We start from the raw sequence: 26468 nt of genomic DNA, 5'->3' as shown, positions 1-26468 counted from the left end.
TCACCAGCCCGCGGACGGGCCCGTCAGTTCCCTGATCGCCGGGCGGGCCGCGTCCAGCACGGTCATGAACCACGCCGAGAAGGGGTCCCGGGCGTGCCGCTCGGCGAGTTCGGCGGCCGTCACGAAGGCGGTCTCCCCGACCTCCTCCGGGTCCGGCGCGAGCGCCGCCTGCACCATGCCGACGAACAGGTGGTTGTACTCCTGCTCGACCAGCCCGGACGCCGGGTCCGGGTGGTTGTAGCGGACCGTGCCCGCCTCGCCGAGCAGCGAGGGGGAGACCCCCAGCTCCTCGAAGGTGCGGCGGGCCGCGGCCGCGAAGGGGGCCTCGCCGGGGTAGGGGTGGCCGCAGCAGGTGTTGGACCACACGCCGGGGGAGTGGTACTTGGCCAGCGCCCGCTGCTGGAGCAGGAGTCTGCCCTGTTCGTCGAAGAGGAAGACGGAGAAGGCCCGGTGCAGCTGTCCGGGTGGCTGATGCGCGGCCAGCTTCTCCGCGGTCCCGATGGTCACACCCTTCTCGTCGACGAGTTCGAGCAAGATCGCGTCCGTTGTGCCCTCCGACGTGCTGTGCGTCGCGGTGGCAGGTGTGATCGGCATACCCATCCTTCGCCTCGGTCCTCGCACCAAGTCTGCCGTACGAATCCGACACTCCCGGCACTTCCCGGCACGGGCACGCCGGAAGAGGGACCCGGTAGTTGATCGTGCCCTACGGGTGCGAAAGGGAACCGCGCGGGGGTGTCGAACACCAGGACGCCGGGGGAGCCGGCCCCGGCGCGCCCCGGCGTCCCGGGCCGGCCGAGGCCCCGTCAGCGGCAGAGCCGCGCCTCGTGCTCCGCGTGTCCGTCCGGCTCCAGCTGGAAGGTGCAGTGCTCCACGTCGAAGTGACGGCCGAGACAGCCCTGCAGCTCGTGCAGCGTCTTCTCGTGGCCGAGGGCGTCCAGCACGTCCGGGCGGACCACCACGTGCGCCGACAGCACCGGCATCCCCGAAGTGATCGTCCAGGCGTGCAGGTCGTGGACGTCCCGCACGCCGTCCAGCGCGAGGATGTGCGTCCGCACCCGCGCCATGTCGACGCCTTTGGGCGCCGCCTCCAGCAGGACGTCCAGGGTCTCGCGCAGCAGCTTCACCGTCCGCGGCACGATCATCAGGCCGATGACGAGGGAGGCGACCGGGTCGGCAGCCTGCCAGCCGGTGGCCAGGATCACCGCGGCCGAGACCAGCACCGCCAGCGACCCCAGCGCGTCGGCCGCCACCTCCAGGAAGGCGCCGCGCACGTTCAGGCTCTCCCGCCGGCCGCGCATCAGGAGGGTGAGCGAGATCATATTGGCGGCCAGGCCGATCAGACCGAACACGATCATGGCGTCGGCCTCGGTGTCCGCGGGCGTCAGGAACCGCTGGACCGCCTCGTACAGCACGTAGCCGCCGACGCCGAGCAGCAGCAGGCAGTTGGCGAGGGCGGCCAGGATCTCCGCGCGGGCGAACCCGAAGGTGCGGTGGGTGCTCGCCGGGCGGTTCGCGAAGTGGATCGCCAGCAGCGCCATGCCGAGGCCCAGCGCGTCGGTCGCCATGTGGGCCGCGTCCGCGACCAGCGCGAGCGAGTCCGCCAGCAGACCGCCGGCGATCTCCACCACCATCACCCCGAGGGTGAGGGCCAGCGCCACCCGCAGCCGCCCGCGGTAGGCGGCCGCGGCCGTGCCGACGGGCGGCGCGTGGCCGTGCGTGCGGCCGTGGTCGTGCCCTGCCCCCATGAGATACGCCTCTCCGTTCCGTCCGGAAGCACAGTGAACTACGGGTGGGGGGTATCCGGCAACGCGACGGTGAACACCGTTGTCATGTGCCCTGACCTGCGGAAACGAACGCCAGGTCAGGGCGGTGCCGGGTGTCCTTCGGTGCGGCGGCGGGGCCCGGAGCGGCCGGTTGACGCCGGCCCGTGCCGTGGTGCTCCATGTCTGTGATGTGTCCTTGATGTCCGTTCCGCGAGCGCGGTTTGTGGGCCGGGGCCCGGATCGCCGATGATGATCTCGGCAAAGGCCGGGGCAGAGCGGGTCGTCCGGGCCGTGAACGGCCGGTGAACAAGCAGTCCTCACCATCCGCTAACCTCTGCCGAATGCCGCCCGGGGGCCACCAGGCACACCGCGCCCCACCACGCAGTAGAACCGGCGCCCCGCGCCGCACCCAGGGAGTGAGTTCGGTTGCCGACCGCCATCGTCACCGGCCAGCCGGTCCCCGGATCGTCGTTGGAGAGCGATCTGCGGGCACTCGGCTTCGAGGTGTCCACGGCCGCGGACAGCGCCGACACCCAGGCCCTTCTCGCGGCGGTGCCCGCCGACCGGCGGGTCGCCGTCGTCGACGCCCGCTTCGTCGGCCACCCGCACGCCCTGCGGCTCGGCCTCACCGACCCGCGCTTCCCGCTCGCCGCGATACCCGGCGCCGTCACCGCCCAGCCGGCCGGCCGCCAGGCGCTGACCTCGGCGCTGGCCCGGCAGGCCGCGGCCGGCGGCGACACCGACCTCGCCGTCGACGGCCTGGTCACCGCCCTGGACGCCGACGTGCACCGCCCCGAGCTGGGCAGCCTGGTCGCCGCCGTCCCCACCGACCCGCAGTCCCGCAACGAGGCACGCCAGGCCGTCGCCGCCGTGGACGACGAGGCCGTACGCCTGAAGTCGGCGGTGAAGTCCCGGGACGGCTTCTTCACCACCTTCTTCATCAGCCCGTACTCCCGGTACATCGCCCGCTGGTGCGCCCGGCGCGGACTGACCCCCAACCAGGTCACCACCGCATCGCTGCTCACCGCCCTGATCGCGGCGGGCTGCGCGGCCACCGGCACCCGCGCCGGGTTCGTCGCGGCCGGCGTGCTGCTGATCGCGTCCTTCGTCCTGGACTGCACCGACGGCCAGCTGGCCCGCTACTCCCTGCAGTACTCCACCCTCGGCGCGTGGCTCGACGCCACCTTCGACCGGGCCAAGGAGTACGCCTACTACGCCGGCCTCGCCCTCGGCGCGGCCCGGGGCGGCGGCCACGACGACGTATGGGCCCTCGCGCTGGGCGCGATGATCCTGCAGACCTGCCGGCACGTGGTCGACTTCTCGTTCAACGAGGCCAACCACGACGCCACCGCCAACACCAGCCCCACCGCGGCCCTCTCCGACAAGCTCGACAGCGTGGGCTGGACGGTCTGGGTGCGCCGGATGATAGTCCTGCCCATCGGCGAACGATGGGCTCTCATAGCCGTCCTGACCGCGGTGACGACCCCGCGGATCACCTTCTGCGTGCTGCTCGTGGGCTGCGCCCTCGCCGCGGCCTACACCACGGCCGGGCGGGTGCTGCGTTCGCTGACCCGCAAGGCCAGGCGCACCGACCGGGCCGCCCGGGCGCTGGCCGACCTCGCCGACAACGGCCCGCTCGCCGGATTCGTCTCCCGCGCGCTGCCCGCCCCGTTCGGCCTCCCGCTCCTGGTGGCGCTCGCCGGAGTGGCGGTTCTCACCGTCTCCCTCTTCTCCGGCGTCACCTGGGCGCCGGTCGCCGGCGCCGCCGTGTACGCGCTGGCCTCCGGCCAGGCCCTCGCCCGCCCGCTCAAGGGCGCCCTCGACTGGCTGGTCCCGCCGCTGTTCCGGGCCGCCGAGTACGGCACCGTCCTCGTCCTCGCAAGCAAATCCGGGGTGAACGGAACCCTTCCCGCGGCTTTCGGCCTGGTGGCCGCCGTCGCCTACCATCACTACGACACGGTGTACCGCATCCGCGGTGACGCCGGGGCACCTCCGGCCTGGCTGGTCCGTGCCGTCGGGGGGCAGGAAGGGCGAACGCTGCTGGTCACCGTGGTGGCCGCGGCGCTCACCGCACAGCAGTTCGAGGTTGCGCTCACGGTCCTGGCCGTGGTCGTGGCCGGGCTGGTGCTCGTCGAGAGCATCCGCTTCTGGGCGTCCGCAGGGGCGCCCGCCGTACACGATGAAGGAGAACCCGCATGATCGGCCTCGTGCTGGCGGCCGGCGCCGGACGGCGTCTGCGCCCCTACACCGACAGCCTGCCCAAGGCGCTGGTGCCGGTGGGGCCCGCCGGGATAGAGGACTCGATCACGGTGCTCGACCTGACCCTCGGCAACTTCGCCGAGATCGGCCTGACCGAGGTCGCGATCATCGTCGGCTACCGCAAGGAGGCCGTGTACGAGCGCAAGGCGGCCCTGGAGGCGAAGTACGGCCTCACGCTCACCCTCATCGACAACGACAAGGCCGAGGAGTGGAACAACGCCTACTCCCTGTGGTGCGGACGTGACGCCCTCAAGGACGGCGTGATCCTCGCCAACGGCGACACCGTGCACCCGGTCTCCGTCGAGAAGACGCTGCTCGCCGCCCGCGGCGACGGCAAGAGGATCATCCTGGCCCTGGACACGGTCAAGGACCTCGCCGACGAGGAGATGAAGGTCGTCGTCGACCCCGCCAAGGGCATGACGAAGATCACCAAGCTGATGGACCCGGCCGAGGCCACCGGCGAGTACATCGGCGTCACCCTGATCGAGGGCGACGCGGCCCCCGAACTCGCCGACGCGCTGAAGACGGTCTGGGAGAGCGACCCGCAGCAGTTCTACGAGCACGGCTACCAGGAACTGGTCCACCGCGGCTTCCGCATCGACGTGGCCCCCATCGGCGACGTCCCGTGGGTCGAGATCGACAACCACGACGACCTCGCCAGGGGACGGGAGATCGCGTGCCGGTACTGACCAGGCTGATCCCCTCACCGGTCGTCGTCGACATCCGCCCGGGTGCCCTCGACGACCTCGCGGGTGTGCTCGCCGACGAGCGCATCTCGCACTCCGGCCGCCTCGCCGTCGCCGTCAGCGGCGGCTCCGGCAGCAGGCTGCGCGAGCGCGTCTCGCCGAGCCTGCCCGGCGCCACTTGGTACGAGGTCGGCGGCGGCACCCTGGACGACGCGATCCGGCTGGCCGGCGAGATCAAGGCCGGCCGCTACGACGCCGTCGTCGGTCTCGGCGGCGGCAAGATCATCGACTGCGCCAAGTTCGCCGCCGCGCGCGTGGGCCTGCCGCTGGTCGCCGTGCCGACGAACCTCGCGCACGACGGCCTGTGCTCGCCCGTCGCCACCCTCGACAACGACGCGGGCCGCGGCTCCTACGGCGTGCCGAACCCGATCGCGGTCGTCATCGACCTCGACGTCATCCGGGAGGCCCCGGCACGCTTCGTGCGCTCGGGCATCGGGGACGCCGTCTCCAACATCTCGGCGATCGCGGACTGGGAGCTGTCCCACCGCGTCACCGGCGAGAAGATCGACGGTCTGGCGGCCGCCATGGCCCGGCAGGCCGGCGAGGCGGTGCTGCGCCATCCCGGCGGCATCGGGGAGAACGAATTCCTCCAGGTGCTCGCCGAGGCGCTGGTGCTCAGCGGTATCGCCATGTCGGTGTCGGGCGACTCCCGCCCGTCCTCCGGCGCCTGTCACGAGATCAACCACGCCTTCGACCTGCTGTTCCCGAGGCGTGCCGCCAGCCATGGCGAGCAGTGCGGACTCGGCGCGGCCTTCGCGATGTACCTGCGCGGAGCCCACGAGGAGTCCGCGTTCATGGCCGATGTGCTGCGCCGGCACGGACTGCCGGTGCTGCCGGAGGAGATCGGCTTCACCGTGGACGAGTTCATCCGGGTCGTCGAGTTCGCCCCGGAGACCCGTCCCGGCCGCTACACCATCCTCGAACACCTCGACCTCAAGACCCACCAGATCAAGGACTTCTACGTCGACTATGTCAAGGCCATCGGTAGCTGAACTCCGTCCGGTCGTGCACCCCGCTGGGGTCAAGGACCGGCGCAGCGGTGAGCACTGGATGGGACGCCTCTACATGCGTGAGGTGTCCCTGCGGGTGGACCGCTACCTGGTGAACACCAGGGTCACACCCAACCAGCTCACGTACCTGATGACCCTCTTCGGCGTGCTCGCGGCCCCGGCCCTGCTGGTGCCGGGGATCACGGGCGCCGTGCTCGGCGTCGTCTGCGTCCAGATGTACCTGCTGCTGGACTGCGTCGACGGCGAGGTCGCGCGCTGGAAGCAGCAGTACTCGCTGGGCGGCGTCTACCTCGACCGGGTGGGCGCCTACCTCACCGACGCGGCGGTGCTCGTCGGCCTCGGGCTGCGCGCCGCCGACCTGTTCGGCACCGGCCGGATCGACTGGCTGTGGGCCTTCCTCGGCACCCTGGCCGCGCTCGGCGCCATCCTGATCAAGGCCGAGACCGACCTGGTCGGCGTGGCCCGGCACCAGGCCGGTCTCCCGGTGGTCAAGGAGGCCGCCGCCGAGATGCGCTCCTCCGGCATGGCCCTGGCCCGCCGGGCCGCCGCCCTGCTCCGGTTCCACCGGCTCATCCTCGGCATCGAGGCCTCGCTGCTGATCCTGCTCCTCGCGATCGTCGACCACGTCCGCGGCGACCTCTTCTTCACCCGGCTCGGCACCGCCGTGCTGGCCGGCATCGCGCTGCTCCAGACCCTGCTGCACCTGGTCTCCGTGCTGGCGTCGAGCAGGCTGCGGTGAGCGCCGGGCTGAAGGTCGGCGCGGTCGTCATCACCATGGGCAACCGCCCCGACGAGCTGCGTGCCCTCCTCGACTCCGTCGCCAAGCAGGAGGGCGAGCGGGTCGAGGTGGTCGTCGTCGGCAACGGCTCACCGGTCCCGGAGGTCCCGGCCGGCGTCCGCACCCTGGAACTGCCCGAGAACCTCGGGATCCCCGGCGGCCGCAACGTCGGCATAGAGGCTTTCGGCCCCAGCGGCCGGGACGTCGACATACTGCTCTTCCTCGACGACGACGGCCTGCTCGCCGAGCACGACACCGCCGAGCTGTGCCGGCGGGCCTTCGCGGACGACCAGCGGCTCGGCATCATCAGCTTCCGCATCGCCGACCCGGAGACCGGGCAGACCCAGCGCCGGCACGTGCCCAGGCTCCGGGCCGCCGACCCGATGCGCTCCTCCCGGGTCACCACCTTCCTCGGCGGTGCCAACGCCGTCCGCACCCAGGTCCTCGCCGAGGTCGGCGGCCTGCCGGACGAGTTCTTCTACGCCCATGAGGAGACCGACCTGGCCTGGCGCGCCCTGGACGCCGGCTGGATGATCGACTACCGCTCCGACATGGTCCTCAACCACCCCACCACGGCGCCCTCCCGGCACGCGGTGTACCACCGGATGGTCGCCCGCAACCGGGTGTGGCTGGCGCGCCGCAACCTGCCCGCGCCCCTGGTCCCGGTCTACCTCGGGGTGTGGATGCTGCTGACCCTGGTCCGGCGCCCCTCGCGCCCGGCCCTGCACGCCTGGTTCGCCGGCTTCCGGGAGGGCTGGACCACCCCGTGCGGCCCCCGCCGGCCCATGCGGTGGCGCACCGTGTGGAAGCTCACGCGACTGGGCCGGCCTCCGGTGATCTGAGAAGCTCGAAGGTGCGCGTCCGCGTTTCCCGGGATGTCCCGGCGCGCGGACGGCGCCGGGAACGTGTCCCATGGCGGATACGTGTCACCTCCGGTAGCACAATTTCGTAAGACGCACGTAAGACGAATCCGAGGACGAAGGCTCGACCCTTGAGTGAGACAACGCACGACGTCGGAATCGCGGTGAGCGCGGTGCCGTCGCCAGACGAGGGCCTCACGGCGGCGCAGCTGGCCGCCAAGCACGGGCTCACGGTGAGCGGCGCACGTCCCTCGCTCGTCGGGTACGTACGCCAGCTCTGGGGACGCCGGCACTTCGTCCTCGCCTTCTCGCAGGCGAAGCTCACCGCCCAGTACAGCCAGGCCAAGCTGGGCCAGCTCTGGCAGGTGGCCACACCGCTGCTGAACGCGGCCGTGTACTACTTCATCTTCGGCGTCATCCTGCACGCCAGCCGGGGCATGTCCCAGGACATCTACATCCCGTTCCTGGTCACCGGCGTCTTCACCTTCACGTTCACGCAGAGCTCGATCATGACGGGCGTGCGCGCGATCTCCGGCAACCTCGGCCTGGTGCGCGCGCTGCACTTCCCGCGCGCGGCCCTGCCGGTCTCCTTCGCGCTCCAGCAGCTCCAGCAGCTGCTGTTCTCGATGATCGTCATGATCGCCGTGGTGATCGGCTTCGGCACCACGCCGGGCCTGTCCTGGCTGCTGGTCCTGCCGACCCTGGTGCTGCTGTTCCTGTTCAACACCGGTCTGGCGATGATCGTGGCCCGGCTGGGCGCCAAGACGCCCGACCTGGCCCAGCTGATGCCGTTCGTGCTGCGCACCTGGATGTACATGTCCGGTGTCATGTTCTCCATCAGCAAGATGATGGAGCACCGGCCGGAGTGGGCGCGCCTGCTCCTCCAGGTGAACCCCGCGGCCGTCTTCATGGACCTGATGCGCTTCGCGCTCATCGACGGCTACGGCTCCGAGAACCTCCCGCCGCACGTCTGGGCCGTGGCCCTGGCCTGGGCCCTGGTCGTCTTCGCCGGCGGGTTCGTGTACTTCTGGAAGGCGGAGGAGCGGTACGGCCGTGGCTGAGCTGAACGACACGGAGCGCAACGACGGGGCGCGGATCCCCACCGTCATCGCGGAGGACGTGCACATCGTCTACCGCGTCAACGGCGCCAAGTCCGGCAAGGGCAGCGCGACGGCCGCCCTCAGCCGGATCATCAAGCGCGGCGAGGAGCGCGGCGTCCGCAAGGTGCACGCGGTGCGCGGCGTCTCCTTCGTCGCCTACCGGGGCGAGGCGATCGGCCTGATCGGCTCCAACGGCTCCGGCAAGTCCACCCTGCTGCGGGCCATCGCCGGTCTGCTGCCCGCCGAGAAGGGCCGGGTCTACACCAACGGCCAGCCCTCGCTGCTCGGCGTCAACGCGGCCCTGATGAACGACCTCACCGGCGAGCGGAACGTCATCCTCGGCGGTCTCGCCATGGGCATGTCCCGTGAGGACATCAGGGCCCGGTACCAGGAGATCGTCGACTTCTCCGGCATCAACGACAAGGGCGACTTCATCACCCTGCCGATGCGGACCTACTCCTCCGGCATGGCGGCCCGGCTGCGCTTCTCCATCGCCGCCGCCAAGGACCACGACGTCCTCATGATCGACGAGGCGCTGGCCACCGGTGACGCCGCCTTCCGCAAGCGCTCCGAGGAGCGGATCCGGGAACTGCGGCGGCACGCGGGCACGGTGTTCCTGGTCAGCCACAACAACAAGTCGATCCGGGACACCTGTGACCGGGTCCTGTGGCTGGAGCGCGGTGAGCTGCGCATGGACGGGCCCACCGAAGAGGTGCTCAAGGAGTACGAGAAGTTCACGGGCAAGTAGCCCAGCGGCTCCCCGGGCCCCGTCGGAACCTCTCCGGCGGGGCCCGGCGTCTGCAAAGGAAACGTCAACTCCGGCTCGCCCAAGGAATCTTGAAGGCAATCGGTGTGTTGTTGTGATCTGCGGGACACCCCGACGAACCTCGATGCGTTGTACAACGTAAGCTGTACCGGTCCCGGAAAGCGGCAAGTGGGGCGATAATGCGCGACACCCTCGGCCGGGCCGCCCCGTGGATTGCTGGGCGGCGTGTCCGAAATAGTGTGTATTGGGTCGGCAGTGTAGAACGGGAGATGTGACGGCAATGGCTACGGAAACTCCCCAGCTCAACGCAGGCCACGCCGTCCCGGCCGCGGGCAGCGAACGGTGACGGCGGCCACCCCGGCGCGCACCGGAGAGGCCGAGCGGGGCACTCTGGACAAGGCCGCGGACGAGAACTTCCCGGTGGCGCCGTTCTTCCTGCCGAGGGCCTGGCGCGACGACCTGACGGCGGTCTACGGTTTCGCCCGCCTCGTCGACGACATCGGCGACGGCGACCTGGCCCCCGGCGGCGCCGACGCCCGGCTGCTCGGCGTCTCCCCGGCCGAGGCCGAGGACCGCCTGGTGCTCCTCGACGCCTTCGAGGCCGACCTGGCCCGCGTCTTCGACGGCACCCCGCGCCACCCGCTGCTGCGCCGCCTGCAGCCCACGGTGCGCCGCCGCGGCATGACCCCCGAGCCCTTCCTCGGGCTGATCGCCGCCAACCGCCAGGACCAGCTGGTCACGCGTTACGAGACCTATGACGACCTGCTCGCCTACTGCGAGCTGTCGGCCAACCCCGTCGGCCGTCTGGTCCTCGACGTCACCGGCACCTCGACCCCCGAGCGGATCCGCCTCTCGGACTCGATCTGTACCGCACTCCAGATCGTCGAACACCTCCAGGACGTGGCCGAGGACTTCGGCCGCGACCGGATTTATCTGCCCGCCGCGGACATGAAGCGCTTTCATGTCCAGGAGGCGGACCTCGCCGGGAAAATCACGGGCGCATCGGTGCGAGCACTGGTTGCATACGAAGCGCAACGCGCCCGCGATCTCCTGAATGAAGGCGCCCCCCTGGTGGGTAGCGTCCACGGCAGGTTGAAGCTGCTGCTTGCGGGGTTCGTGGCGGGGGGAAGGGCGGCGATCGCGGCGATCGCCGCCGCCGAATACGACGTACTTCCCGGCCCGCCCAAGCCCGGCAAGGGCCGGTTGCTGCGTGAGGTGGGCGTGACTCTGCGAGGAGAGGGGTGATCCGGACCGTGGACTCTCCCACACCTGTGTCCGCACCGGTACTCGCCGCCTACAGCTACTGCGAGACCGTCACCGGACAGCAGGCACGGAACTTCGCCTACGGCATCAGGCTGCTGCCCGCGCCCAAGCGGCGCGCCATGTCGGCGCTCTACGCCTTCTCCCGGCGCGTCGACGACATCGGCGACGGCGTGCTCGCCGCCGATGTGAAGGCGGCCCGCCTGGAGGACACCCGGGCGCTGCTCGCCCGGGTCCAGGACGGCGCGGTCGACGAGGACGACACCGACCCGGTCGCGGTCGCCCTCGCCCACGCGGCCCAGGTCTTCCCGATCCCGCTGGGCGGCCTGGACGAGCTGATCGACGGCGTGCTGATGGACGTCCGCGGCGAGGCCTACGAGACCTGGGACGACCTCAAGGTCTACTGCCGCTGCGTGGCCGGGGCGATCGGCCGGCTCTCGCTCGGTGTGTTCGGCACCGAACCGGGGGCGCGCGGTGTCGAGCGCGCGCCGGAGTATGCCGACACGCTCGGCCTCGCGCTCCAGCTCACCAACATCCTCCGGGACATCCGCGAGGACGCCGGGAACGGGCGCACCTACCTGCCCGCCGACGACCTCGCCAAGTTCGGCTGCGCGGCCGGGTTCCACGGACCGAACCCGCCCGAGGGCTCGGACTTCGCGGGTCTCGTGCACTTCGAAGTGCGGCGCGCCCGTGCCCTGTTCGCCGAGGGCTACCGGCTGCTGCCCATGCTCGACCGGCGCAGCGGCGCCTGTGTCGCGGCCATGGCGGGCATCTACCGGCGGCTGCTCGACCGCATCGAGCGCGAGCCGGAGGCCGTGCTGCGCGGCCGGGTCTCGCTGCCAGGACACGAGAAGGCGTACGTCGCCGTGCGCGGCCTGTCCGGACTCGACACCCGGCGCCACACCGCCCGCAGAACCGTCAGGAGGCGCGCCTGATGGACACCGTGGGCCCGGCCGACGCCACCGGGGAGAAACGGCAGGCAACCCTCCGGTGCGGCGCGGCGTCCCTGACTGCGACGGCCCGCCCTGCCCCGTACCACCGGCACGGCGGGCGGGCAGGGGAGGCTGCACGATGACCGACGGCACGCGATCCGAACGGACGCACGACGACATCCCGTCCGGGCGCACCGCCGTCGTGATCGGCGGCGGCCTGGCCGGCGTCACGACCGCGCTGGCACTGGCCGACGCCGGCATCCGGGTGACGCTGCTCGAAGGCAGGCCGCGCCTCGGCGGGCTCGCCTTCTCCTTCCGGCGCGGCGACCTGACCGTCGACAACGGCCAGCACGTGTACCTGCGGTGCTGCACCGCCTACCGCTGGTTCCTGGACCGCATCGAGGGCGCGGCGCTGGCACCGCTGCAGGACCGGCTCGACGTGCCCGTCCTCGACCTCGCGAAACCCGAGGGGCGCCGGCTCGGCAGACTCCGCCGGGACCCGCTGCCGGTACCGCTGCATCTGGGACGCAGCCTCGCCTCGTACCCGCATCTCTCGCTCGCCGAACGCGCGAGAGTGGGCAGAGCCGCCCTCGCCCTCCGAGCACTGGACCTCGGCGACCCCGCGCTCGACGCGCAGGACTTCGGCGGCTGGCTGGCCGCTCACGGCCAGTCGGCGCGCGCCATCGAGGCACTGTGGGACCTGGTGGGGGTCGCCACCCTCAACGCGGTGGCCCAGGACTCGTCCCTGGCGCTCGCCGCGATGGTGTTCAAGACCGGTCTGCTGTCCGACCCGGGCGCGGCCGACATCGGCTGGGCCCATGTGCCGCTGGGCGAACTGCACGACGAACTGGCCCGCAAGGCGCTCGACTCCGCGGGCGTGCGTACCGAGGTCCGTACACGCGTCACCTCCGTCTCCCACAACGAGAACGGGACGTGGAGCGTTCAGGTTCCCGGCGAGACGCACACCGCCGACACCGTGGTGCTCGCGGTGGCCCAGCGCGAGGCGTACGACCTGCTGCCCGAGGGCGCCCTGGACGCGCCGGAGAACCTGCTGGAGATCGGCACCGCGCCGATCCTCAACGTCCACGTGGTCTACGACCGCACGGTGCTCACCAAGCCGTTCTTCGCCGCCCTGGGCAGCCCCGTCCAGTGGGTGTTCGACCGCACCCACGCCTCGGGACTCGGCGAGGGCCAGTACCTCGCGCTCTCCCAGTCCGCCGCCCAGGACGAGATCGACGCGCCCGTGGCGGTCCTGCGCGAGCGCTATCTGCCCGAACTGGAACGGCTGTTGCCCGGTGCGCGCGGCGCCGGCGTGAAGGACTTCTTCGTGACCCGGGAGCGCACCGCGACCTTCGCCCCCACCCCCGGCGTCGGGCGGCTGCGGCCCGGCACCCGCACCAAGGCACCCGGCCTCTACCTGGCCGGAGCGTGGACCGCCACAGGGTGGCCCGCGACCATGGAGAGTGCGGTCCGCAGCGGTGTGAACGCGGCCGACGCCGTACTGCGCACCCTGGGCCGGCCCCGCCCCCGCCACCTCTTCGAGTTCGAGGAGGCGGCGTGATGCTCGACCAGCAGGCGGCAGGCCCCCGCACCCCCGGTACCGCAACAAGAGGAGAAACTGTGCCCACTGTGCCCCCGGCCGAGACGGCTGCCGACGCGGTGGACGTGACCGCGCTCCTGGAGCGCGGCCGGACCCTTGCCACCCCGGTACTGAAGGCGGCCGTGGACCGTCTGGCACCCCCCATGGACACCGTGGCCGCCTACCACTTCGGCTGGATCGACGCCGAGGGCAACCCCGCCGACGGCGACGGCGGCAAGGCCGTGCGCCCCGCACTCGCCGTGCTCTCCGCCGAGGTCACCGGAGCCGGCCCCGAGGTCGGCATCCCCGGCGCCGTCGCCGTCGAACTCGTCCACAACTTCTCGCTGCTGCACGACGACCTGATGGACGGCGACGAGCAGCGCCGGCACCGCGACACCGTCTGGAAGGTGCACGGCCCCGCGCAGGCCATCCTGGTCGGCGACGCGCTGTTCGCCCTCGCCAACGAGGTGCTGCTGGAACTCGGCACCGTGGAGGCCGGCCGCGCCACCCGCCGGCTCACCACCGCCACCCGCGCGCTGATCGACGGCCAGGCGCAGGACATCTCCTACGAGCACCGCGACCGGGTCAGCGTCGAGGAGTGCCTGGAGATGGAAGGCAACAAGACCGGCGCGCTGCTCGCCGCCTCCAGCTCCATCGGCGCGGTCCTCGGCGGCGCCGACGACCGCACCGCCGACACCCTGGAGAAGTACGGCTACCACCTCGGTCTGGCCTTCCAGGCCGTCGACGACCTCCTCGGCATCTGGGGCGACCCGGAGTCCACCGGCAAGCAGACCTGGAGCGACCTGCGCCAGCGCAAGAAGTCCCTGCCGGTCGTCGCCGCGCTCGCCGCGGGCGGATACGCCTCCGAGCGGCTCGGCGAGATCCTCGCCGCCGACGCCAAGAGCAGCGACTTCGAGAACTTCTCCGAGGAGGAGTTCGCCGCCCGCGCCGCCCTCATCGAGGAGGCCGGCGGCCGCGAGTGGACCGCCGAGGAAGCGCGTCGCCAGCACACCATCGCCATCGAAGCCCTGCACGCCGTCGACATGCCCGACCCGGTCCGGGCGCGGTTCACGGCGCTGGCCGACTTCGTCGTCGTACGAAAGAGATGATCACTATCGGTCGAATAGCCCTCGCGTAGTCGCCGGCCGGTGCGAGCGCGCAAGCAGCACCGGCCGACGGCGGACCCACAGCAGAACGATTTCGCACGACTGCACGAAGGGGAAGCCATGACAGCGACGACCGACGGAAGCACCGGGGCCACTGTGCCGCCCCGCGCTGCCTCGGCCAGCACGGACCGCACGACCCCCGCGGCGACCGGGGTGAAGGAAGCCGCCGAAGGCGCCATGCGGCGCGCCACCGACCATCTGCTCGCCCGGCAGGACGCGCAGGGCTGGTGGAAAGGCGACCTGGAGACCAACGTCACCATGGACGCCGAGGACCTGCTGCTCCGTCAGTTCCTCGGCATCCGCGACGAGGCCACGACGACGGCCGCCGCGCTCTTCATCCGCGGCGAGCAGCGCGAGGACGGCACCTGGGCGACCTTCTACGGCGGCCCCGGCGAACTCTCCGCCACCATCGAGGCGTACGTGGCCCTGCGGCTGGCCGGGGACGCCCCGGACGCACCCCACATGGCGAGGGCGTCGGCCTGGATCCGCGAGCGCGGCGGGATCGCCGCGGCCCGGGTCTTCACCCGGATCTGGCTGGCCCTGTTCGGCTGGTGGAAATGGGAGGACCTGCCCGAACTCCCGCCGGAACTCCTGTACTTCCCCAGGTGGTTCCCGCTCAGCATCTACAACTTCGGCCAGTGGGCCCGGCAGACCATCGTGCCGCTCACCGTCGTCTCGGCCAAGCGCCCGGTGCGCCCGGCACCCTTCCCGCTGGACGAGCTGCACACCGACCCGGCGAACCCCAACCCGCCCCGCCCGCTGGCCTCCCCGGTCAGCTGGGAAGGCCTCTTCCAGCGGCTCGACAAGGTTGTCCGCGGCTACCGCAAGGTCGCCCTGCGCCGGCTGCGCGGCTCGGCGCTGCGCTCCGCCGGCCGCTGGATCGTCGAGCGGCAGGAGAACGACGGCGCCTGGGGCGGCATCCAGCCGCCCGCCGTGTACTCGGTGATCGCCCTCCACCTGCTCGGCTACGACCTCGACCACCCCGTGATGCGCGCGGGCCTGGAGTCGCTGGATCGTTACGCCCTGTGGCGCGAGGACGGCTCCCGGATGGTCGAGGCCTGCCAGTCCCCGGTGTGGGACACCTGCCTGGCCGCCATCGCCCTCGCCGACGCCGGACTGCCGGCCGACCACCCGCAACTGGTCAAGGCGGCCGACTGGATGCTCGGCGAGCAGATCGTGCGGCCCGGCGACTGGGCCGTGAAGCGTCCTCATCTCCCGCCGGGCGGCTGGGCGTTCGAGTTCCACAACGACAACTACCCCGACATCGACGACACCGCCGAGGTCGTCCTCGCACTGCGCCGGGTCAAGCACCACGACCCGGAGCGGATGGAGAAGGCCATCGGGCGCGGGGTGCGCTGGAACCTCGGCATGCAGTCCAAGAACGGCGCGTGGGGCGCCTTCGACGTCGACAACACCAGCCCGTTCCCGAACCGGCTGCCGTTCTGCGACTTCGGCGAGGTCATCGACCCGCCCTCGGCCGACGTCACCGCGCACGTCGTGGAGATGCTCGCCTTCGAAGGGATGGCCCACGACCCGCGCACCCGGCGCGGCATCGACTGGCTGCTGGCCGAACAGGAGCAGAACGGCTCGTGGTTCGGGCGCTGGGGCGTCAACTACGTCTACGGCACCGGCTCCGTGGTGCCCGCGCTCACCGCGGCCGGCCTGCCCGCCTCGCACCCGGCGATCCGCCGCGCGGTGACCTGGCTGGAGCAGGTCCAGAACGAGGACGGCGGCTGGGGCGAGGACCTGCGCTCCTACAAGTACGCCGGCGAATGGAGCGGGCGCGGCGCCTCCACGCCCTCCCAGACGGCCTGGGCGCTGATGGCGCTGCTCGCGGCCGGTGAGAAGGACGCCAAGGCCGTCGAGCGGGGCGTGCGGTGGCTGGCCGAGACCCAGCGCGAGGACGGCTCCTGGGACGAGCCCTACTTCACCGGCACCGGCTTCCCCTGGGACTTCTCCATCAACTACCACCTCTACCGGCAGGTCTTCCCGCTCACCGCGCTCGGCCGTTACGTCCACGGCGAGCCCACGCCCGAGGCCGAGAGGAGCTGAATGAGCACCACGCCCGCTCCGGCTCCGCTGCTGATCGCCTGCGCGCTCGGCATCGAGCATCTGGCCCTGCGCGCCGGCGAACGCGGCGGTGCGGGCGGGCCGGTCACCGTGCTGCGCACCGGCATGGGCCCCAGGGCGGCGGAACGGTCCGTCACCCGGGTCCTCACCGACCCCGCGCTCGCCGGTGCCGCCGTCCTGGCCACCGGCTTCTGCGCGGGACTCGCACCCGGCATGCACCCCGGTGACCTGGTCGTCGCCGAGGAGACCCGGGACCCGCGCGGCAGCGTTCCCTGCGTCGGCACCGAACTCCTCGTGAAGGAACTCGTACGGACCCTGCCCGGCCGCACCGTCCACACCGGCCCGGTCACCGGCTCCGACCACGTCGTCCGCGGGAACGAGCGGTCCGACCTGCTCGCGACCGGCGCGATCGCGGTCGACATGGAATCGGCGGCCACGCTCCTGAGCGCCGTGCGCGCGGGCGAACGCCCCGTTGCGGCCGTCAGGGTGGTCGTGGACGCTCCTGAACATGAACTCGTCCGGATCGGCACGGTGCGCGGTGGAATATCGGCTTTCCGCGTTCTTCGATCCGTTCTTCCCGCTTTTTTCGAATGGCACCGTTCTTTGTTGCTCCCCCGGAGGTGAGCCAGATGGCCATGCCGCTGCGCCAGTCCATCAAGGTCGCGACTTACTTGGCTGAACAGAAGCTCCGCAAGCGGGACAAGTTCCCGCTCATCGTGGAGCTGGAACCCCTCTTCGCATGCAACCTGAAGTGCGAGGGCTGCGGCAAGATCCAGCACCCGGCGGGCGTGCTCAAGCAGCGCATGCCGGTCGCCCAGGCCGTCGGGGCGGTGCTGGAGTCCGGGGCGCCGATGGTGTCCATCGCGGGCGGCGAGCCCCTGATGCACCCTCAGATCGACGAGATCGTCCGGCAGTTGGTGGCGAAGAAGAAGTACGTCTTCCTCTGCACCAACGCCATGCTGCTGCGCAAGAAGATGGACAAGTTCACGCCCTCCCCGTACTTCGCCTTCGCGGTGCACATCGACGGGCTGCGGGAGCGGCACGACGAGTCCGTGGCGAAGGAGGGCGTGTTCGACGAGGCGGTGGCGGCCATAAAGGAGGCCAAGCGGCGCGGCTTCCGGGTGACCACCAACTCGACCTTCTTCAACACCGACACCCCGCAGACCATCATCGAGGTGCTCAACTTCCTCAACGACGACCTCAAGGTCGACGAGATGATGATCTCGCCCGCCTACGCCTACGAGAAGGCTCCCGACCAGGAGCACTTCCTCGGCGTGACGCAGACCCGCGAGCTGTTCAAGAAGGCCTTCGCGGGCGGCAACCGGCGCAAGTGGCGGCTCAACCACTCCCCGCTCTTCCTGGACTTCCTTGAGGGCAAGGTCGACTTCCCGTGCACGGCCTGGGCGATCCCGAACTACTCGCTCTTCGGCTGGCAGCGCCCCTGCTACCTGATGAGCGACGGGTACGTGCCGACGTACCGCGAACTCATCGAGAAGACCGACTGGGACAAGTACGGCCGCGGCAAGGACCCGCGCTGCGCCAACTGCATGGCGCACTGCGGCTACGAGCCGACCGCCGTCCTCGCCACCATGGGGTCCCTCAAGGAGTCGCTGCGCGCCATGCGCGAGACGGTCAGCGGAAACCGGGAGTGACCGCATGACCGCCATCTCCCTCGGCCTCCCGGAGGTCCCCGCCCGGCCGGTCGCCGAGCGGCGTGTGTCGCGCCGGATCGACGTCGGCCCGGTGGCCGTCGGCGGCGGCGCCCCGGTGTCCGTGCAGTCGATGACCACGACCCGCACGTCGGACATCGGCGCGACCCTCCAGCAGATCGCCGAGCTGACCGCCTCCGGCTGCCAGATCGTCCGCGTCGCCTGCCCCACCCAGGACGACGCCGACGCCCTCGCCACCATCGCGCGCAAGTCGCAGATCCCGGTGATCGCGGACATCCACTTCCAGCCGAAGTACGTGTTCGCGGCCATCGAGGCCGGCTGCGCGGCCGTCCGCGTCAATCCGGGCAACATCAAGCAGTTCGACGATCAGGTCAAGGAGATCGCGCGGGCCGCGAAGGACCACGGCACGCCGATCCGGATCGGGGTCAACGCGGGCTCGCTGGACCGGCGGCTGCTCCAGAAGTACGGCAAGGCGACCCCGGAGGCGCTCGTGGAGAGCGCCCTGTGGGAGGCGTCCCTCTTCGAGGAGCACGACTTCCGGGACATCAAGATCTCCGTCAAGCACAACGACCCGGTCGTGATGATCGAGGCGTACCGGCAGCTCGCCGCCCAGTGCGACTACCCGCTGCACCTCGGCGTCACCGAGGCGGGCCCCGCTTTTCAGGGCACCGTCAAGTCGGCGGTCGCCTTCGGCGCGCTGCTCTCCCGCGGCATCGGCGACACCATCCGGGTGTCGCTGTCCGCGCCGCCCGCCGAGGAGGTCAAGGTCGGCATCCAGATCCTGGAGTCCCTGAACCTCCGGCAGCGGCGCCTGGAGATCGTCTCCTGCCCGTCCTGCGGGCGCGCCCAGGTCGACGTCTACAAGCTGGCCGACGAGGTCACGGCCGGTCTGGAGGGCATGGAGGTCCCGCTGCGGGTCGCCGTCATGGGCTGTGTCGTGAACGGCCCGGGCGAGGCCCGCGAGGCCGACCTCGGCGTCGCCTCCGGCAACGGCAAGGGCCAGATCTTCGTCAAGGGCGAGGTCATCAAGACCGTCCCCGAGTCCAAGATCGTGGAGACCCTCATCGAGGAAGCGATGAAGATCGCAGAGCAGATGGAGCAGGACGGCGCCGGGTCCGGAACGCCCGCCGTCACCGTGAGCTGAACAGCACGGACCGAGAGGGGGCCGAGCGTGACGATTCTGGAGACCATCCGGCAACCACGCGACCTGAAGGCGCTGTCCGAGGCGGAACTTCGCGAACTGTCCGAAGAAATACGGGAGTTCCTGGTGCACGCGGTCGCCAGGACCGGCGGTCACCTCGGCCCCAACCTGGGAGTCGTGGAACTGACCGTCGCACTGCACCGGGTCTTCGAGTCCCCGGTGGACCGCATCCTGTGGGACACCGGTCACCAGAGCTACGTGCACAAGCTGCTGACGGGCCGCCAGGACTTCTCCAAGCTGCGCGGCAAGGGCGGGCTGTCCGGATACCCGTCCCGTGAGGAGTCCGAGCACGACGTCATCGAGAACAGCCACGCCTCCACGGCGCTCGGCTGGGCCGACGGCCTGGCCAAGGCGCGCCAGGTGCAGGGGGAGAAGGGCCATGTCGTCGCGGTGATCGGCGACGGCGCCCTGACCGGCGGGATGGCGTGGGAGGCGCTGAACAACATCGCGGCCGCCAAGGACCGGCCGCTGATCATCGTCGTCAACGACAACGAGCGGTCCTACGCCCCGACCATCGGCGGGCTCGCCAACCACCTCGCCACGCTGCGCACCACCGACGGCTACGAGAAGGCGCTGGCCTGGGGCAAGGACGTGCTCCTGCGCACCCCGCTGGTGGGCGGCACCCTCTACGAGTCCCTGCACGGCGCCAAGAAGGGCTTCAAGGACGCCTTCGCCCCGCAGGGCATGTTCGAGGACCTGGGCCTCAAGTACGTCGGCCCGATCGACGGCCACGACATCAGAGCCGTCGAGTCCGCGCTCAGGCGGGCGAAACGGTTCCACGGGCCGGTGCTCGTGCACTGCCTCACGGAGAAGGGCCGCGGCTACGAGCCGGCCCTCGCCCACGAGGAGGACCACTTCCACACCGTCGGCGTGATGGACCCGCTCACCTGCGAGCCGCTCGCGCCGTCCGGCGGTCCGTCCTGGACCTCGGTGTTCGGCGACGAGATGGTCCGGATCGGCGAGGAGCGCGACGACGTCGTGGCGATCACCGCGGCCATGCTGCACCCGGTCGGCCTCGGCCCGTTCGCCGCGCGCTTCCCCGGCCGGGTCTGGGACGTCGGCATCGCCGAGCAGCACGCGGCGGTCTCGGCGGCCGGCCTCGCCACCGGCGGCCTCCACCCGGTGGTCGCCGTCTACGCCACGTTCCTGAACCGCGCCTTCGACCAGTTGCTGATGGACGTGGCGCTGCACCGCTGCGGGGTCACCTTCGTCCTGGACCGGGCGGGCGTCACGGGCGTCGACGGCGCCTCCCACAACGGCATGTGGGACATGTCCGTGCTCCAGGTGGTCCCGGGCCTCAGGATCGCCGCCCCGCGCGACGCCGAGCAGCTGCGCCTCCAGCTGCGCGAGGCGGTCGCCGTGGACGACGCGCCCACCCTCGTGCGCTTCCCGAAGGAGTCGGTGGGCCCGGACATCCCGGCGGTCGACCGCATCGGCGGCCTGGACGTGCTGCACCGGGCCCCCGACGCCCGGGTGCTGCTGGTCGCGGTCGGCGTGATGGCGCCGGTCTGCCTCCAGGCCGCGGAACTGCTGGCCGCCCGGGGCATCGGCTGCACGGTCGTGGACCCCCGCTGGGTCAAGCCCGTGGATCCCGCGCTGCCCGAGCTTGCGGCCCGGCACGAGCTGGTCGCCGTCGTCGAGGACAACAGCCGTGCGGCCGGCGTCGGTTCGGCGGTCGCGCTCGCGCTCGGCGACGCCGACGTGGACGTACCGGTGCGGCGGTTCGGGATCCCCGAGCAGTTCCTCGCGCACGCCAAGCGGGGAGAGCTGCTGGCCGACATCGGGCTGACGCCGGTGGAGATCGCGGGGCGCGTCGGAGCGAGCCTCGCGGGGCGGCGGCCCGAGGGCACCCACGAGGGTGCCGCGGGGGAACGTTCGACGGGTCCGGGTCCGTCCGGGCTGGTCGCGCCCGCGCCGCGGCGGCCGCGGATCGAACGCGGCCCCGCGCCCCTTCGGGGCACCGATGCCACTGCCAAGGAGAAGCGATGAGCACGGAGTTCGACCTCGGCGCACTGCTGGCCGAGCGCGGCGGTGAGCGGTACGAGCTGCACGCCAAGTACCTCAACCACCAACTGCCGCGCATGCTGCACACCATCGGCTTCGACAAGGTCTACGAGCGTGCCGAGGGCGCCCACTTCTGGGACGAGGACGGCAACGACTACCTGGACATGCTCGCCGGGTTCGGGGTGATGGGCCTGGGCCGGCACCACCCCGTCGTCCGCAAGGCCCTGCACGACGTCCTGGACGCGCAATTGGCCGACCTCACCCGCTTCGACTGCCAGCCGCTGCCGGGACTGCTCGCCGAGCGGCTGCTCGCCCACAGCCCGCACCTGGACCGGGTGTTCTTCGGCAACAGCGGCACCGAGGCGGTCGAGACCGCGCTGAAGTTCGCCCGCTTCGCCACCGGCAGGCCCCGCGTCCTCTACTGCGACCACGCCTTCCACGGCCTGACCACCGGCTCGCTGTCGGTCAACGGCGAGGACGGCTTCCGGGACGGCTTCGCCCCGCTGCTGCCCGACACGGCCGTCCCCCTCGGCGATCTCGACGCCCTGGCCCGCGAGCTGAAGAAGGGCGACGTCGCCGCTCTGATCGTCGAGCCGATCCAGGGCAAGGGCGTGCACGAGGCACCGCCCGGCTACCTGCGCGGCGCCCAGGAACTCCTGCACAGACACAAGGCACTGCTGATCGCCGACGAGGTGCAGACCGGCCTCGGCCGTACCGGCGACTTCTACGCCTACCAGCACGAGGACGGGGTCGAGCCGGACCTGGTGTGCGTGGCGAAGGCCCTGTCCGGCGGGTACGTGCCCGTCGGTGCGACGCTCGGCAAGGACTGGATCTTCAAGAAGGTCTACTCGTCCATGGACCGGGTGCTGGTCCACTCGGCGAGCTTCGGCGCCAACGCCCAGGCGATGGCGGCGGGTCTCGCCGTCCTCTCGGTCATGGAGAACGACCAGATCGTCGCGGGCGCCCGGGCGGTCGGGGAGCGGCTGAAGTCCCGGCTCACCGACCTGATCGGCACCTACGAGCTGCTCGCCGACGTGCGCGGCCGGGGACTGATGATCGGCATCGAGTTCGGCAGGCCCACCTCGCTGAAGCTCCGCAGCCGCTGGACCATGCTCCAGGCCGCCCGCAAGGGCCTGTTCGCGCAGATGGTCGTCGTCCCGCTGCTGCAGCGCCACCGCATCCTCACCCAGGTCTCCGGCGACCACCTGGAGGTCATCAAGCTGATCCCGCCGCTCGTCGTCGACGAGGCGGACGCGGACCGGTTCGTGGCCGCCTTCACCGACGTCATGGACGACGCGCACAGCGGCGGCGGTCTGATGTGGGACTTCGGCAAGACCCTCGTCAAGCAGGCGGTGGCCAACCGCTAGCTTTTTGTCTCTGAGGCAAGAAAATTGCCGCACAGGCAAATCTGCGGCTGAATGGAGGCATGAACGCCTCCGAGAACGGGCGGGCGGGCGGTCCGGTCGAGGACCTGCCCGTCGTCGCTCCGCAGCTGCGGTCCCTGCGCCGCCGCGCCGGCCTCACCCTGGAGGCCGCGGCTCGCGACGCCGGACTGTCGGCCGCCCATCTCTCCCGGCTGGAGACCGGGCAGCGCCAGCCCTCGCTGCCGATGCTGCTCGCACTCGCTCGTGTCTACGGTACGACGGTTTCGGAACTGCTGGGAGAGAACGTCGCCGACCGGGACGCGATCGTGCGCGCCGGCGACATGGAACCGACCCGCGCCGGCGGCTGGACGTACTGGCAGGCCGGGGCGTCCGGCCGAGGCATGCAGTCGCTGCGCGTCAAGGTGCCCTACGGCTCCCAGGGCGACATCGTGCGGGTGCACCCCGGCGAGGAGTGGCTGTACGTCCTGACCGGCCGGCTCCGGCTGCGCCTCGGTGACACCAGCCATGTCCTCGCCGCCGGGGACAGCGCCCATTTCGACTCGCTCACCCCGCACCGGCTCGCCGCCGAGGACCACGACGGCGTCGAGCTCCTGTTCGTCCACACCCTGCTGCAGAGTCCCCTGGCCGCGCTGTGCCTGGGGCCGATCACCGGAGAGCTGCCGTGAGCAACATCGAGGAGAAGTTCCCCCGGGCCCTGTGGGTCCGGCTCATCATCTACATCGCCGTCGGCCACGTCTTCGCCGCCTTCCTCTACCTGCTGTTCGCCGTGGGCGGCAAGGGCTGAGCGCTCCGGTGACCGCCCGGCCTCAGTCGAGGAGGCGTGCGCGCAGCCGCTCGCGGGTCGGCGGGGCGAGCTCGAGACCCTGCTCCAGGTAGGTGTCGACGTCGCCCCACGTCTCGTCGATGCTCTCGAAGGCCGCCGTCAGGTACTCCGCGCGGGCGTCGAAGAGCGGGCTCAGCAGCTCCATCACCTCGGGGCTGTAGGCGCTGTCCCCGCCGCCGCTGCGCCGCACCTTGTAGCGGCGGTGCTTGGCGTTGGACTCCAGGTAGTCGGCGAGGATCGCGTCCCGCTCCACGCCGAGCGCGAGGAGGGTCACGGCTATCGAGACGCCGGCCCGGTCCTTGCCGGCCGCGCAGTGCATCAGCGCCGGGACGCTGTCCTCGGCGAGGTCGTGCAGCACGCGGGAGTGCTCCTCGGTGCGGTCCCTGACGATCGTGCGGTACGAGGTGACCATCCGGTGCGCGGCCTTGCCGTCTCCGAGGAGTCCGCGCAGCTGCTCGGTGTCGCCCTCGCGGACCATCGTCCAGAACTCGGCGCCGTGCGCCGGGTCGGTCAGCGGCAGGTTCAGATTCCGGACGCCGGGCAGCTCGACGTCCGGGCCCTCCAGCTTCTGGTCGGCCGCGTTGCGGAAGTCGAAGATCGTGTGCAGGCCGAGGGAGGCCAGGAACTGCGCGTCCTGCTCCGTCGCGTGCGCCAGGTGCCCGCTGCGGAAGAGCACGCCGTGCCGGACCCGGCGCCCGTCCACGGTCGGCAGGCCGCCCACGTCGCGGAAGTTGCGTACCCCGGCCAGCTCGGGCTCGGTCGACGGGACCTGCTGCGTCACGGGGGCTCCTCCCGGCCGGTCCCGTCGGCGCTGCTCGCCGACGGGCACTGGATCGACCATACGACATCGGTTTCCGCGGGCAATGAGTTGTCCACAGCCGTTGCCTCCGGGGCCCCGCGCCCTTGATGATGTTGGTGCTTGAGCGGATCTGTTGGCACCTGTGTGAGGTTTCTCGTGGTGGACATCGCGGACAACGGTCGTACCTGGCTCCTGTCGGGCCCGGGCAGCAGCTACGCGCTGCACCTCACGGAGGACGACGAGCTGCTCCACCTGCACTGGGGCCCGAGGATCGGGCTCGCCGACGCCGAGCAGCTCAGCACCCGGGCGCTGCCCGGCTACTGGCCCTTCGAGTCCCCGCTGGACGGCCGCGAGGAGTACCCCGTCGAGGGCGGCCCGCGGTTCGTCCGCCCCGCGCTGTCCGTGCGCACCGAGGAGCGCCGCGGCACCGAGTGGACCTTCGAGTCGTACGAGACGGACGAGGGCACCGGCGCGGACGGTGACGGACTGCGGCTGCGGTTCAAGGACGCGGGGATCCTCCTCACCCTGCACTACCGGATGCGCGGCGACGTCGTCGAACGCTGGGTCACCGTCGACAACCGGGCTCACGCGCCCCTGGAGCTGCTGCGGGCCGACCCGGCCGCCTGGACGCTCCCGGACCGCGAGGGCTGGCGCCTGTCCCAGCTGCACGGCCGGTGGGCCGCCGAGTCCCGCCTCACCCGCGCCCCGCTCACCTACGGCGAGAAGGTGATCGGCAGCCGCCGCGGCCACACCGGCCACCAGCACCTGCCCTGGGTCGCCCTCGACACCGACGCCACCGAGGAGCGCGGCGAGGTCTGGGGCTGCGCGCTGGGCTGGTCCGGCTCCTGGCGGATCGCCGTCGCCCAACTGCCCGACGCGCGCGTGCAGATCACCGGCGGCGCCGGCTACGACGACTCGGGCCTGCTCATGCTGGCCGAGGGCGAGTCGTACACCAGCCCGGTCTTCGCGGGCCTGTGGAGCGAGGGCGGTTTCGGCGGCGCGAGCCGTGCCTGGCACGCCTACCAGCGCGCGTACGTCATCCCGGACGCCGAGCGGGACCGGCCGGTGCTGTTCAACTCCTGGGAGGCCACCACCTTCGACATCTCCGAGGAGCAGCAGGCCGTCCTCGCCCGGCGGGCCGCCGCGATCGGCGTCGAGCTGTTCGTGGTCGACGACGGCTGGTTCGGCGCCCGGACCAGCGACCGCGCGGGCCTCGGTGACTGGACGCCCAACCCGGACCGCTTCCCCGAGGGCCTGAAGCCCCTCGCGGACCACGTGCACGCCCTCGGCATGCAGTTCGGCATCTGGGTCGAGCCCGAGATGGTCAACGCGGACAGCGACCTGTACCGCGCGCACCCCGACTGGGTGCAGTTCCAGCAGGGACGCAGGCGCACGGAACTGCGCAATCAGCTCGTCCTCAACCTCGCCCGCGAGGACGTCCGGGAGTACCTGTGGGAGCAGCTGGACACCCTGCTGTCCAGCGCTCCGATCGACTACGTGAAGTGGGACTTCAACCGCTGCTTCACGGACGCGGGCTGGCCCGGCGAGCCGTACCCGCAGCGGCTGTGGGTCGACCACGTCCGCGGGCTGTACGCCCTGATCGACCGGATCCGGGCGGCCCACCCGGACGTGGCCATCGAGTCCTGCTCGGGCGGCGGCGGCCGGATCGACCTCGGCATCATGAGCCGCACCGACGAGGTGTGGACCTCCGACAACACCGACCCGCTGGACCGGCTCGCCATCCAGCACGGCTTCAGCCAGATCCATCCGGCCCGGGTGATGTCGGCCTGGGTGACCGACAGCCCGAACCACCAGCTCAACGGCCGGGTCAGCAGCCTGCGCTTCCGCTTCGTCAGCTCCATGGCGGGCGCCCTCGGCATCGGCGGCGACCTCTCGCGGTGGACCGAGGACGAGCTGGCGGAGGCCGCCCGCTGGGTGGAGCTCTACAAGGACATCCGGCCCCTGGTGCAGCGCGGCGACCAGTTCCGGCTGCGGCCGCCGGCCGGCGGGCTCAGCGCGGTGCAGTACACCCTGGGCGACGAGACCGTGGTGCTCGCCTGGCTCCAGGCCCAGAGCTACGGCGAGCCGATGCCGGCCCTGCGGCTCCAGGGGCTCGACCCGGCGGCCTCGTACGAGGACCGGGAGACGGGCGAAATACTCCGCGGCGCCGTGCTGTTGCACCACGGGTTGCGCACGGAACTGCGCGGCGACCTGGATGCGACGGTTGTCAGGTTGCGCCGGATCTGAGTCTTATGTCCGAAGTGGCGCCTTCGTTCGTACTAGTTATGGAATAGACG

At 71.4% G+C, this 26468-nt stretch carries 24 protein-coding genes; 21 read left to right on the top strand and 3 right to left on the bottom strand.

What is annotated here, in order from left to right; genetic code table 11:
- Window positions 1–594, bottom strand: a complete 594-nt coding sequence (idi, locus tag ACIQOE_RS10035) for an isopentenyl-diphosphate Delta-isomerase (protein WP_351314608.1) — start codon at window positions 592–594, stop codon at window positions 1–3.
- Window positions 595–803: 209 nt separating this feature from the next.
- A complete protein-coding gene (locus ACIQOE_RS10030; RefSeq protein ID WP_401410816.1) occupies window positions 804–1745 on the bottom strand; it encodes a cation diffusion facilitator family transporter in 942 nt (313 codons plus the stop codon).
- A gap of 444 nt (window positions 1746–2189) precedes the next feature.
- Between ACIQOE_RS10030 and ACIQOE_RS10025 the strand changes: the two genes are divergently transcribed.
- The 20 genes from ACIQOE_RS10025 to ACIQOE_RS09930 all read left to right on the top strand — a co-directional run bounded on the left by ACIQOE_RS10025 (window position 2190) and on the right by ACIQOE_RS09930 (window position 23333).
- Window positions 2190–3962 carry a DUF5941 domain-containing protein gene (locus tag ACIQOE_RS10025; protein WP_365568346.1) on the top strand — a complete coding sequence of 591 codons (1773 nt, stop codon included), beginning with the start codon at window positions 2190–2192 and terminating at the stop codon, window positions 3960–3962.
- A complete protein-coding gene (locus ACIQOE_RS10020) occupies window positions 3959–4711 on the top strand; it encodes a phosphocholine cytidylyltransferase family protein (protein ID WP_351314599.1) in 753 nt (250 codons plus the stop codon). Before ACIQOE_RS10025 ends, ACIQOE_RS10020 begins: the two co-directional genes overlap by 4 nt.
- Entirely contained in the window at window positions 4699–5760 is a 1062-nt protein-coding gene (locus tag ACIQOE_RS10015; RefSeq protein ID WP_351314596.1) for an iron-containing alcohol dehydrogenase family protein, read from the top strand. The genes ACIQOE_RS10020 and ACIQOE_RS10015 overlap by 13 nt, the downstream gene beginning before the upstream one ends.
- 13 nt (window positions 5761–5773) lie before the next feature.
- Entirely contained in the window at window positions 5774–6517 is a 744-nt protein-coding gene (locus ACIQOE_RS10010) for a CDP-alcohol phosphatidyltransferase family protein (RefSeq protein WP_351314593.1), read from the top strand.
- On the top strand, window positions 6514–7398 hold the full coding sequence (locus tag ACIQOE_RS10005; RefSeq protein ID WP_365557418.1) for a glycosyltransferase: 885 nt from the start codon (window positions 6514–6516) through the stop codon (window positions 7396–7398). Before ACIQOE_RS10010 ends, ACIQOE_RS10005 begins: the two co-directional genes overlap by 4 nt.
- 149 nt (window positions 7399–7547) lie before the next feature.
- A complete protein-coding gene (locus tag ACIQOE_RS10000) occupies window positions 7548–8477 on the top strand; it encodes an ABC transporter permease (RefSeq protein ID WP_351314587.1) in 930 nt (309 codons plus the stop codon).
- Complete coding sequence (locus ACIQOE_RS09995; RefSeq protein ID WP_362642818.1) at window positions 8470–9264, top strand: ABC transporter ATP-binding protein; 795 nt, start codon at window positions 8470–8472, stop codon at window positions 9262–9264. The genes ACIQOE_RS10000 and ACIQOE_RS09995 overlap by 8 nt, the downstream gene beginning before the upstream one ends.
- Before the next feature lie 360 nt (window positions 9265–9624).
- A complete protein-coding gene (hpnC, locus tag ACIQOE_RS09990; RefSeq protein ID WP_365568342.1) occupies window positions 9625–10527 on the top strand; it encodes a squalene synthase HpnC in 903 nt (300 codons plus the stop codon).
- Window positions 10524–11477, top strand: a complete 954-nt coding sequence (hpnD, locus tag ACIQOE_RS09985) for a presqualene diphosphate synthase HpnD (RefSeq protein WP_351314578.1) — start codon at window positions 10524–10526, stop codon at window positions 11475–11477. Before hpnC ends, hpnD begins: the two co-directional genes overlap by 4 nt.
- Window positions 11477–11617 (top strand): DUF6380 family protein, encoded by a 141-nt coding sequence (locus ACIQOE_RS09980; protein ID WP_351314575.1) that lies wholly within the window; start codon window positions 11477–11479, stop codon window positions 11615–11617. The genes hpnD and ACIQOE_RS09980 overlap by 1 nt, the downstream gene beginning before the upstream one ends.
- Window positions 11614–13035, top strand: coding sequence for a hydroxysqualene dehydroxylase HpnE (hpnE, locus tag ACIQOE_RS09975; RefSeq protein ID WP_365557411.1), 1422 nt, complete (start codon window positions 11614–11616; stop codon window positions 13033–13035). The genes ACIQOE_RS09980 and hpnE overlap by 4 nt, the downstream gene beginning before the upstream one ends.
- Window positions 13035–14162, top strand: a complete 1128-nt coding sequence (locus ACIQOE_RS09970; RefSeq protein ID WP_401410810.1) for a polyprenyl synthetase family protein — start codon at window positions 13035–13037, stop codon at window positions 14160–14162. Before hpnE ends, ACIQOE_RS09970 begins: the two co-directional genes overlap by 1 nt.
- 117 nt (window positions 14163–14279) lie before the next feature.
- Window positions 14280–16271, top strand: a complete 1992-nt coding sequence (gene shc / locus ACIQOE_RS09965) for a squalene--hopene cyclase (RefSeq protein ID WP_365557408.1) — start codon at window positions 14280–14282, stop codon at window positions 16269–16271.
- Entirely contained in the window at window positions 16272–16913 is a 642-nt protein-coding gene (locus ACIQOE_RS09960; protein WP_351935489.1) for a 1-hydroxy-2-methyl-2-butenyl 4-diphosphate reductase, read from the top strand.
- Window positions 16914–16918: 5 nt separating this feature from the next.
- The gene (hpnH, locus tag ACIQOE_RS09955; protein ID WP_401410808.1) at window positions 16919–17941 is read left to right on the top strand and encodes an adenosyl-hopene transferase HpnH; all 1023 of its coding nucleotides are present in this window, start codon (window positions 16919–16921) and stop codon (window positions 17939–17941) included.
- 4 nt (window positions 17942–17945) lie between these two features.
- Window positions 17946–19103: a flavodoxin-dependent (E)-4-hydroxy-3-methylbut-2-enyl-diphosphate synthase gene (gene ispG / locus ACIQOE_RS09950; protein WP_365557405.1), complete on the top strand. Its 1158-nt coding sequence runs from the start codon at window positions 17946–17948 to the stop codon at window positions 19101–19103.
- A gap of 27 nt (window positions 19104–19130) precedes the next feature.
- On the top strand, window positions 19131–21149 hold the full coding sequence (gene dxs, locus ACIQOE_RS09945) for a 1-deoxy-D-xylulose-5-phosphate synthase (protein WP_401410806.1): 2019 nt from the start codon (window positions 19131–19133) through the stop codon (window positions 21147–21149).
- Window positions 21146–22531, top strand: coding sequence for an aspartate aminotransferase family protein (locus ACIQOE_RS09940; protein ID WP_365557399.1), 1386 nt, complete (start codon window positions 21146–21148; stop codon window positions 22529–22531). Before dxs ends, ACIQOE_RS09940 begins: the two co-directional genes overlap by 4 nt.
- Window positions 22532–22590: 59 nt before the next feature.
- On the top strand, window positions 22591–23214 hold the full coding sequence (locus tag ACIQOE_RS09935; protein WP_351314549.1) for an XRE family transcriptional regulator: 624 nt from the start codon (window positions 22591–22593) through the stop codon (window positions 23212–23214).
- Window positions 23211–23333, top strand: a complete 123-nt coding sequence (locus tag ACIQOE_RS09930) for a DUF6126 family protein (RefSeq protein WP_123972047.1) — start codon at window positions 23211–23213, stop codon at window positions 23331–23333. The genes ACIQOE_RS09935 and ACIQOE_RS09930 overlap by 4 nt, the downstream gene beginning before the upstream one ends.
- Window positions 23334–23355: 22 nt before the next feature.
- On the opposite strand, the gene ACIQOE_RS09925 is transcribed toward ACIQOE_RS09930, so the two are convergent.
- Window positions 23356–24153: a tyrosine-protein phosphatase gene (locus ACIQOE_RS09925; protein WP_365557396.1), complete on the bottom strand. Its 798-nt coding sequence runs from the start codon at window positions 24151–24153 to the stop codon at window positions 23356–23358.
- A 174-nt stretch (window positions 24154–24327) separates the two neighbouring features.
- Between ACIQOE_RS09925 and ACIQOE_RS09920 the strand changes: the two genes are divergently transcribed.
- On the top strand, window positions 24328–26418 hold the full coding sequence (locus tag ACIQOE_RS09920) for an alpha-galactosidase (protein WP_401411563.1): 2091 nt from the start codon (window positions 24328–24330) through the stop codon (window positions 26416–26418).
- Window positions 26419–26468 lie beyond the last annotated feature (50 nt).

The sequence above is a fragment of the Streptomyces sp. NPDC091282 genome (assembly GCF_044757385.1).
Taxonomy (GTDB): domain Bacteria; phylum Actinomycetota; class Actinomycetes; order Streptomycetales; family Streptomycetaceae; genus Streptomyces; species Streptomyces gramineus.
This window is presented reverse-complemented; position numbering and strand designations above follow the sequence as displayed.